8 protein-coding genes are annotated in these 8,808 nt (G+C 73.1%); 5 read left to right on the forward strand and 3 right to left on the reverse strand.

Annotated elements, in window-relative coordinates:
- Nucleotides 1-59 precede the first annotated feature (59 nt).
- Nucleotides 60-3,065: an AfsR/SARP family transcriptional regulator gene (locus IT780_RS11570; protein WP_233412536.1), complete on the forward strand. Its 3,006-nt coding sequence runs from the start codon at nucleotides 60-62 to the stop codon at nucleotides 3,063-3,065.
- Here the strand turns inward: IT780_RS11570 and IT780_RS11575 are convergent, their stop codons facing one another.
- Entirely contained in the window at nucleotides 3,066-3,527 is a 462-nt protein-coding gene (locus IT780_RS11575) for a hypothetical protein (RefSeq protein WP_307831142.1), read from the reverse strand.
- 182 nt (nucleotides 3,528-3,709) lie between these two features.
- Between IT780_RS11575 and IT780_RS11580 the strand changes: the two genes are divergently transcribed.
- From IT780_RS11580 to IT780_RS11590, 3 genes are read left to right on the forward strand one after another with little or no spacing between them, the layout of a single operon-like run.
- Nucleotides 3,710-4,291, forward strand: coding sequence for a PilZ domain-containing protein (locus tag IT780_RS11580; protein ID WP_199511435.1), 582 nt, complete (start codon nucleotides 3,710-3,712; stop codon nucleotides 4,289-4,291).
- Between the two features lie 17 nt (nucleotides 4,292-4,308).
- Nucleotides 4,309-5,331: an alpha/beta fold hydrolase gene (locus IT780_RS11585; protein ID WP_199511436.1), complete on the forward strand. Its 1,023-nt coding sequence runs from the start codon at nucleotides 4,309-4,311 to the stop codon at nucleotides 5,329-5,331.
- Between the two features lie 44 nt (nucleotides 5,332-5,375).
- Entirely contained in the window at nucleotides 5,376-6,020 is a 645-nt protein-coding gene (locus IT780_RS11590) for a class I SAM-dependent methyltransferase (RefSeq protein WP_199511437.1), read from the forward strand.
- Between the two features lie 58 nt (nucleotides 6,021-6,078).
- Here IT780_RS11590 and IT780_RS11595 read toward each other — a convergent pair whose 3' ends face one another.
- Both IT780_RS11595 and IT780_RS11600 read right to left on the reverse strand, forming a co-directional pair.
- Nucleotides 6,079-7,557, reverse strand: coding sequence for an endo-1,4-beta-xylanase (locus IT780_RS11595; protein ID WP_307831143.1), 1,479 nt, complete (start codon nucleotides 7,555-7,557; stop codon nucleotides 6,079-6,081).
- Nucleotides 7,558-7,625: 68 nt separating this feature from the next.
- A complete protein-coding gene (locus tag IT780_RS11600; RefSeq protein ID WP_199511439.1) occupies nucleotides 7,626-7,931 on the reverse strand; it encodes a hypothetical protein in 306 nt (101 codons plus the stop codon).
- Nucleotides 7,932-8,031: 100 nt separating this feature from the next.
- Between IT780_RS11600 and IT780_RS11605 the strand changes: the two genes are divergently transcribed.
- Nucleotides 8,032-8,808: non-reducing end alpha-L-arabinofuranosidase family hydrolase (locus IT780_RS11605; protein ID WP_199511440.1), on the forward strand; the 777-nt coding region annotated here is incomplete at its 3' end.

Here is an 8,808-nt window from a genome sequence, read left to right on the forward strand (position 1 = left end):
CACCGGTCCTTGTAGATTTCTTGAATCCCCTGGTCGGGTGGCAGGCATGCGGAGGTAGGTTGGCGTCCCAGTTCGGTGTGCTCGGCGCGGTGGAGGCCTGGATCGACGGCAGGTCCGTCGAGCTGGGGCACGCCCGCCAGCGGTGCGTGCTGGGCGTGCTGCTCGTCGAGGCCGGCCGTCCGGTCACGGTGGACCAGCTGATCGACCGCGTGTGGGGCGACCACGCGCCGCAGCGGGCCGCCGGCGCGCTCTACAGCTACCTGTCCCGGCTGCGGCGTGCCGTCGCGGGCGCCGGCGGGGTCGAGATCCGGCGGGAGGCGGGCGGCTATCTGCTCGCCGTGGACCCGCAGGCGGTGGACCTGCACCGGTTCCGCGGCCTGATGACCCTCGCCCGCGCGGCGGAGTCGGACCGGCCGGCCGCCGACCTGATGGCGCAGGCGCTGGACCTGTGGCGGGGCGACCCGTTCGCCGGGCTGGACACGCCGTGGCTGGACGCGATGCGCCGGACGCTGCTCGACGAGCGGTTCGCCGCCGAGCTGGACCGCAACGACGCACTGCTGCGGCTGGGCCGGCACGGCGAGCTGCTGCCGGCGCTGTCCGCCGCCGTGGCCGAGCACCCGCTGGACGAGCGGTTGGCCGGGCAGGCGATGCTCACGCTGTACCGGTGCGGCCGCCAGGCCGACGCGGACGAGCAGTACCGGCGGATCCGCCGCTGCCTCGCCGACGAGCTGGGCAGCGACCCGGGCGCCGCGCTGCGCCGGTTGCACGAGCAGATCCTCGCCGCCGATCCCGCCCTCGCCGGACCGGTGGCCGACCCGCGCAGGCCCGCGCCGCCGCCCGCCACCGCGGCGACCATGCCCACCCAGCTGCCCGCCGACGTTCGCGCGTTCACCGGGCGTACCGATGAACTGGCCGCGCTGGACCGCCTGCTCGCGCCGCCCGGCGGTGAGGAACCGCCGCTGACGGTCGCGTTGCTGTCCGGCACGGCCGGGGTGGGCAAGTCGGCGCTGGCCGTGCGGTGGGCGCACCGGGTCCGCGACGCGTTCCCCGACGGTCAGCTCTACGTGAACCTGCGCGGCTACGACGCCGAACAGCCGGTGGCGGTGGCGGACGCGCTCGCCGGGTTCCTCACCGCACTGGGCGTACGCGGGTCCGAGATCCCGCCGGGCACCGACGAGCGGGCCGGCCGCTATCGGTCCGAGCTGACCGGCCGTCGGATGCTCGTGCTGCTGGACAACGCCTCCTCGGTGGAACAGGTCCGGCCGCTCCTGCCGGGGACCGGGTCCTGCCTCGTGCTCGTGACCAGCCGCGACTCGCTGCCGGGCATGGTGGCCGTGCACGGCGCCGAACGGGTCAACCTGGACCTGCTGCCGCTGCCGGACGCGGTCGGGCTGCTGGCCAAGCTGATCGGCGCCCGGGTGGACCGGGAGCCGGCGCCGGCCGCCGAGCTGGCCGCGGCCTGCGCCCGGCTGCCGCTGGCCCTGCGGATCGCCGCCGAGCTGGCCGCGGACCGCACCGACGTGCCGCTGGCCGAGCTGGTCGCCGAGCTGGCCGACCATCAGGGACGCCTCGACCTGCTGGACGCGGGCGGCGACCCGCGCGCCGAGATCCGCGCGGTGTTCTCGTGGTCGTACCAGAACCTGCCCGGCGGAGCCGCGCGGGTGTTCCGGCTGCTCGGGCTGCACCCCGGCGAGACCGCGCACGTCGACGCCGTGGCGGCGCTGACCGGCACCGGCTCCGGCGAGGCCCGGCGCCTGCTCGGCGTGCTGACCCGCGCCAGTCTGGTCCAGGCCGGCCCGGGCGGCCGGTACGGCATGCACGACCTGCTGCGGGCGTACGCCGCGGAGCTCGCCGCCGGGCACGACGCCGAGCAGGACCGGCGCGCCGCCCTCACCCGCCTGTTCGACCACTACCTCGCCGGTGCGAGCGCGGCGATGGCCGCGCTGTATCCGGACGGCACCGTGAGCGCCGGCGACCTGGCCGCGGCCCGGATCTGGATCGAGGCGGAACGGCCCAACCTCGCCGCGCTCTGCACGTACGGCGCGACGCACGGCTGGTACGAGCACACCGTCGCCCTCGCCGGGACCATGTTCCGCTATCTCGACGCGGGCGGGCCGGTGGCCGAGGCGGCGACCGTCACGGCGTCCGCGGTGGCCGCGGCGCAGGCCCTCGGTGACCGCGACGCGCAGGCGCGGGCGCTGTCCAACCTGGGCCGGCTGCACCGGCGGCAGGGCCGGCTGCACGAGTCCGCCGCGACCTACCGGCAGGCGCTGCTGCTCTACGCGGACCTCGGCGACCGTGCGGCGGAGGCACTCGTGTTGCGCAACCTCGGCAGCGTCCACTGGAGACTCGGCGACTACCGGCAGGCCGCGGACCACTACCGGAGTGCCTGGACGCTGTACCGGGAGCGCGGTGAGGATGCCGGCCAGGCCGACGCGCTGGTCCGCCTCGGGCTGATCGACGCGCGGCTGGGCGACCACACGCAGGCGGCGCAGCGGTTCGGCTCCGCCCTGGAGTTGTACGCCGCGCTCGATGACCGGTTCAGTGAGGCGTACGTGGTGTCCCTGCTGGCCCGGCTCCCGCACCGCCCGGCCCCGCTGGAGCGTGCGGCCGCCCACCTCGAGCGCAGCCTCGACACCGTGCGGCGCACCGGCGACCGGACAGCGGAGGCGTACGTGCTGACCGACCTGTCCGCGGTGCAGGCCCGGCAAGGGCTCCTCACGGAGGCGGCCGGTCATCTGCGCCGTGCGCTCATGCTGCACCGGCGGATCGGGGACCGGGCCAGCGAGGCCGAGGCGCTCAACGACCTCGGCCAGGTGCTGCTCGCCGCCGGGGACGCGGCCGGGGCCCAGGCTCAGCACGGTCAGGCGCGGGCCCTCGCCGAGGACATAGGAGATCGGTACGAGCAGGCCCGGGCGCACGACGGCATCGCCGCGGCGTTGCGGGACACCGGCGATCCGGGTCGCGCCGGGCCGTACCGCGACCGGGCCCGGCAGATCTTCGCCGACCTGCGCGTGCCGGCTGCGCCGGTCGCCGACCTCCCGGCCACCGTGCCGGACAGGTAGTCAGGCCCGGCGGGCACCGTCGATCCACAGCACGGTCACCGGGCAGCCGCGGGCCCGTGCGTACGCGACGACGTCCGCCGTGCCGCCCAGTCCGCGGGCCGGGAGGCCGTCCCACACCGCGAACAGGTGGTCGCAGCGATCCACGAGGGCGTGGCCGGCGGCGAGATAGCCCTGCTCGCACGGCTCGGGGTACGGCATCGTGATCACGGTGGCCGCCGCCCGCGCGAGGTTCTCGAACCGGGCCCGGGCGCCGTCCGCGGGCAGCGAGCCGGCGTAGTTCCCGCACGGCAGCACCGCTTCGAGGGTGCCCCCGACGGACAGCGCGTGGGCGGCGAACAACTGGTCGGCGCCGTCGGCGAGGCTCGACACCGCGAGCAGGCCGGCCCCGGTGGGCAGCGCCCGGCGCCAGTAGTTGACCGCCAGCTCGGCGATGCCCGGCGGGAGCACGCGGTGACCGGTCACACCAAACCGCACATCGACCCCCATACGACGGTGCGTCAGCCGCCAGAGACGATACGGCTTGGGTGCTTCGTGGCGAAAGACCACGACCGTACGCCGGGAGCGTGACGGTCCGCGGCATGGCCACCGGCCGCGACCGGGCCGTGGGACCGTGCGGGGAGCGAACCTACGAGCGGGGAGATCCGATGGTCACGGTCCCGGCGGGCAGCACGCTCGTGCTGCGGTGCCCCGGTGAGCAGCCGCTCGCACTGATCGCGCTGGCCGAGGTCAGCGCGGCGTTCGTGGCCGAGCTGCCGCCGATCCCGGTGCTCGGCCCGGACGGCCCGGGCAGCCGCCGCTTCGGCATCCTGGAGCTGGTCAGCAGCGCCGGCGTCACCTGGGTCGAGGCGGAGTTGCGCGACGGCACCCTCACCGCGACCGGCGTCCCGCCCACCGACGTGGTGCAGCGCCGCGGTGCCGTCCGGCGTCCCGGCATGTACGCCGCCACGGGCACCGCGGAGCTCGACTCCGAACCGGGCCGACGGCTGGTGGCGGTGTCCGGGCACGTCGAGGACGTGTCCACCAGCGGCCTGCTGCTGCGTGCCACACCCGCCGACAGCCTGCACCTGCCGCCCGGGATCGTGCGGACACTGCTGCACATCAGCATGCCCTGGGGCGACATGGCAGCCACCGTCGCGACCGTGGACCAGCGGGCGGATCAGCTGCGGGGCACGTACGAATGGATGGACCCGGCCGACGAGGAGTCCCTGCGGGCTTTCTGCGCCTAGGGGGTGACAATGGCGTGATGCGGCAGCGGCTCGGACGCGTGGTGTCGGCCGACGGCACTGTGCTGGCGTACGCCTCCGCCGGCACGGGCCGCCCGCTGGTGTACGTGATGGGCTGGCTCACGCATCTCGAGCTGGGCTGGGAGCTGCCGGCCGAGCGGGCGCTCTACGAGTCGCTGGCCCAGGGCTGCCGGCTGGTGCGCTACGACCGCGCCGGCTGTGGCCTGTCGCCCGCCGTGGACCGGCCCGCCTCCCTGGCGTTCGAGCTGGAGCAGCTGGCCGCGGTCACCGCGCCGCTGGACGAGCCGTTCGACCTGATGGGTACGTCGATGGGCGCCCCGGTCGCGGCGGCGTGGGCCGCGGCGCACCCGGACACCGTACGGCGGCTGGTGCTGTACGGCGGCTGGGCCCGCGGCGCCGAGCTGTCCCCGCCCGGCGTCCGCGACCATGTCCTCGGGCTGGTCGGCGCGCACTGGGGGCTCGGTTCCGACGTGCTGACCGACATCTTCGCGCCGGACGCCGACCGCTCGACCCGGGCGGAGCTGGCCCGCTACCAGCGCGCCTGTTCGAGCGCCGGGACCGCCCGCGCGCTGCTGGCGCTGAGCTACGAGCTCGACGTCGGCGGCTGCCTCGGCCGGGTACGGGCGCCGACGCTGGTGGTGCACCGTACCGGCGACCGGGCGGCACCCGTCGCGCAGGCGGAGGCGCTCGCACGCGGCATCCCCGGCGCCGAGCTGACCCTGCTGCCGGGCCGCTCCCACCTGCCGTACGCCGGTGACCGCGACGAGCTGGTGCGCGTGGTCCGCCGCTTTCTCGGCCTGCCCGTGCCCCGGCGTCGCGCCGCCGGGTTGACTCCCCGGCAGCGGGAGGTGGCCGAGCTGGTCAGCCAGGGCCGCACGAACCGCGAGATCGCGGCCCGGCTGGGGATCGACCAGCGCTCGGCCGAGGGGCACGTCGAGCGGATCCGGCTGCGGCTGGGGTTCCGGTCCCGCGCGCAGATCGCCGCCTGGTTCAGCGAGCGGCGTGACTCGGCAGTGGGGTAGTTCCACGCCTGACTCGCCGGTGGACCGGCCGCCACGATGGGGGCATGTCTGCGACGACCGGCTTCGAGGTGCACAGGGCGCGCGGGCCCTTCAACGCCGCGTTCTTCAGCGTGATGGGCCCGGTCATCGAGCTCAGCCTGCGGCGGCACAAGGAGCGCGTGTTCGCCGGGCTGCCCTCGACGGTGGTCGAGCTCGGCTCCGGGGTGGGCGCCAACCTGCGTTACCTGCGGCCCGGGTCGACACTTGTCGCGATCGAGCCCAACGCCGCCATGCACGCCCGGCTGCGGGCGTCGGCCGAGCGCCACGGCGTCCGGCTCGACCTGCGCGACCGGGTCGCCGAACGGACCGGGCTCGCGGACGGCAGCGTCGGCACCGTGATCTCCTCGCTGGTGCTCTGCACCGTACGGGACCCCGCCGCCGTGCTCGCCGAGGTGCGCCGCGTCCTGCGTCCCGGCGGCACCTTCCGCTTCGTGGAGCACGTCGCCGCTCCCGCGGGTACGCCCACGCGCGCCCTGCAGAGAGCGCTGCGGCGGCCGTGGGGCTGGACCTTCGAGGGCTGCTCCTGCGAACGGGACCTCGCCGGCCTGCTGCGCGGCGCCGGGTTCGCCGAGGTGGTCATCGAGCCGTTCCGGCTGCACGGCCCGTTCATCCCGTTCAACCCCCAGATCGCGGGCGTCGCGCGTACCTGAAAAAGGCGGAGGGTGCGGCGGCAGATCGCCACCACACCCTCCGGTCGTACGTCCGCGATCAGCTCATGCTGAACCGCTGGTTGGCCTGCCCGTTGCAGTCGTAGATCTGCACCTGCTGGCCGTTGCCGGTGCCCCACACGTCCAGGCACCGTCCGGACTGGACGCCGGTGATGGTGCCGTTGGAGTTGACGTTCCACTGCTGGTTGGTCTGCCCGTTGCAGCTGTAGATCTGGACGGCCGAACCGTTGCCGGATCCCGCGGCGTCCAGGCACTTGCTGCCGTACACGGTCAGCTGCTTGCTCGAGGTGAGCGTCCACTGCTGGTTGCTCTGGCCGTTGCAGTCGTACAGCTGCACCCGGGTGCCGTTGTTCTGCGTCGCGCCCGGCACGTCGATGCACCGGTTGGACTGGGCGCCGACGATCCGGTTCCCGTTGCCGGCCGGCGGCACCGAGGGGGAGCCGCCCGGGTCGCTCGGCGGGGGCGACGAGGGGCCGCCGCCACCAGCGGAGTTCAGGGCGTTGAGGACCGAGTTGTACGCGGCCTTCTTGTTGCCGCCGCCGTCGAACAGCAGCGGGCTCTCGTTGGAGCGCCACGAGTCGCTGTCCCGTACGCCCCAGACCGTGATGCCGATGCAGCGCGGCACGTTGAGGCAGGCCTGGGTGAGCCCCGCGTACTGGCTGGTGTTGGAGTTCGTGACGTCGACCTCGGTGAGCGCGACGTCCACGCCGAGCGCGGCGAAGCTCGACAGCGTGGTCTGGAAGTTGCTCGGCAGCGAGCTACCGCCGGTGAAGTGCGTCTGCAGGCCGACGCAGTCGATCGGTACGCCGCGGGACTTGAAGTCGCGGATCATGTTGTAGACGCCCTGCGTCTTCGCGTACGACCAGTTCTCGATGTTGTAGTCGTTGTAGCAGAGCTTGACCCCCGGGTCGGCGGCGCGGGCGGTGCGGAACGCGACCTCGATCCAGTCGTTGCCGGTGGCCTGCAGGTTGGAGTTGCGGCGGCTGCCGTTCTCCTCGAAGGCCTCGTTGACGACGTCCCACGCGGCGAGCTTGCCCTTGTAGTGGGCCATCACGCCGTTGATGTGGTCGATCATCGCCTGGCGCAGGTTGCTGCCGCTGATACCGCCCCACCAACTGGGCTGCTGGGCATGCCACGCGAGGGTGTGGCCGCGGACCTTCATGCCGCGCTGGGTGGCCCAGTTGTAGATCTGGTCGCCCGAGCTGAAGTTGAACTGGCCGCGCTGGGGCTCGGTCGCGTCCGGCTTCATCTCGTTCTCGGCGGTGACCATGTTGAACTCGCGCCCGGCGATCGTGGCGTACGTCGAGTCGCCGAGCCGGCCCGCAGCGATCGCCGTGCCGAAGTACCGGCCCGACTGCGCGGCCGCGGCACCGAGGGTGCTCGCCGCGGCGTTCGCGTCGGGCATCATCGTCACCACCCCCGCGACCGCGAGGGCCGCGACGGCGCCGCCGGCCAGCAGGGACCGCAGCGGCCGGTTCCTCCGGGAACCGGTGGCTGCGTCAGGAGAACTGCTTGCCACGATGGGGTCCTTTCTCGTTTCTGCGTCCTGGGCGCACGGCACCGGCACGCATGACGGAACTGTCGCGGTCATGCGTGCGAGCGGCGCGAGGGGATCGCCCTGCCGGACGGAAGAATGACGTAGCTCGATCTGACGTCATGCTGGCACAGCAACACCGCCGAAACAATGGCTTCCGGAAAACTTCCGGAACTCGTCGCGTCGCGCCGTTCCGGATCCGCGATTACGCGGTCAAGGAAACGTCGCTGAAAACTTGTTACGTACCGGCCGTCCAGTCTGTCGGCGTCGGCATCTTCGCTGGTAGATCGGCTTTCGGTGGGACTGGCGCGGGCGTCGCAACGATGCCCCTTGATGTCTGCGAAATGCTCTGGCAACATGCGAACATCCGTTGACCGAGGTCCGGAAGTTTCGATTACGCGCTGTTGTTACCGTTCACTTTCGCGGCATCAATGGCCGATGGCCCGGTGACGGGCAGCGATGTGGCCGCCATTCCCCCCGGCCCCCAGGCCACATTCGAATTCTTGGAGGAGAAGCGTGAAACCATCCCTGAGACGCCGCTGGCTGGCGGTGGCGACCGCAGCGTTCACCGTGCTGGCCGGCGCCGTGGTCACGACCGTGAACGCCCCCGCGGCGTCGGCCGCGACGATCGACACCAGCGCCTGGTACGTGCTGGTCAACCGCAACAGCGGCAAGGCGCTCGACGTGTACAACCTCGCCACGAACGACGGTGCCCGGATCACCCAGTGGTCCCGCAACGACGGCAACCAGCAGCAGTGGCAGTTCGTCGACTCCGGAGGCGGCTACTACCGGCTCAAGTCCCGCCTGTCCGGCAAGGTCCTCGACGTCTACAACTGGTCCACCGCCGACGGCGGCTCCGTCGTCCAGTGGACCGACAACAACGCCGCCAACCAGCAGTTCAGCATCCAGGACATCGACGGCTACATCCAGCTGATCAACCGCAACAGCGGCAAGGCCCTCGAGGTGCAGGGCGCGTCCACCGCCGACGGCGGCAACATCGTCCAGTACTCCGACTGGAACGGCAGCAACCAGCAGTGGCAGCTCGCCCGGGTCGGCGGCGGCTCCGACCCCACGACACCGCCGCCGAGTGGTTCGTGCACGTTGCCGTCGTCGTACCGGTGGAGTTCCACGGGTGCGTTGGCGACGCCGCGGTCGGGGTGGGTGTCGTTGAAGGACTTCACGACGGTGCCGTACAACGGCCGGCATCTGGTGTACGCGACCACGCATGACACGGGG

Source organism: Nucisporomicrobium flavum (assembly GCF_016464385.1).
Taxonomy (GTDB): Bacteria; Actinomycetota; Actinomycetes; order Mycobacteriales; family Micromonosporaceae; genus Actinoplanes; species Actinoplanes flavus_A.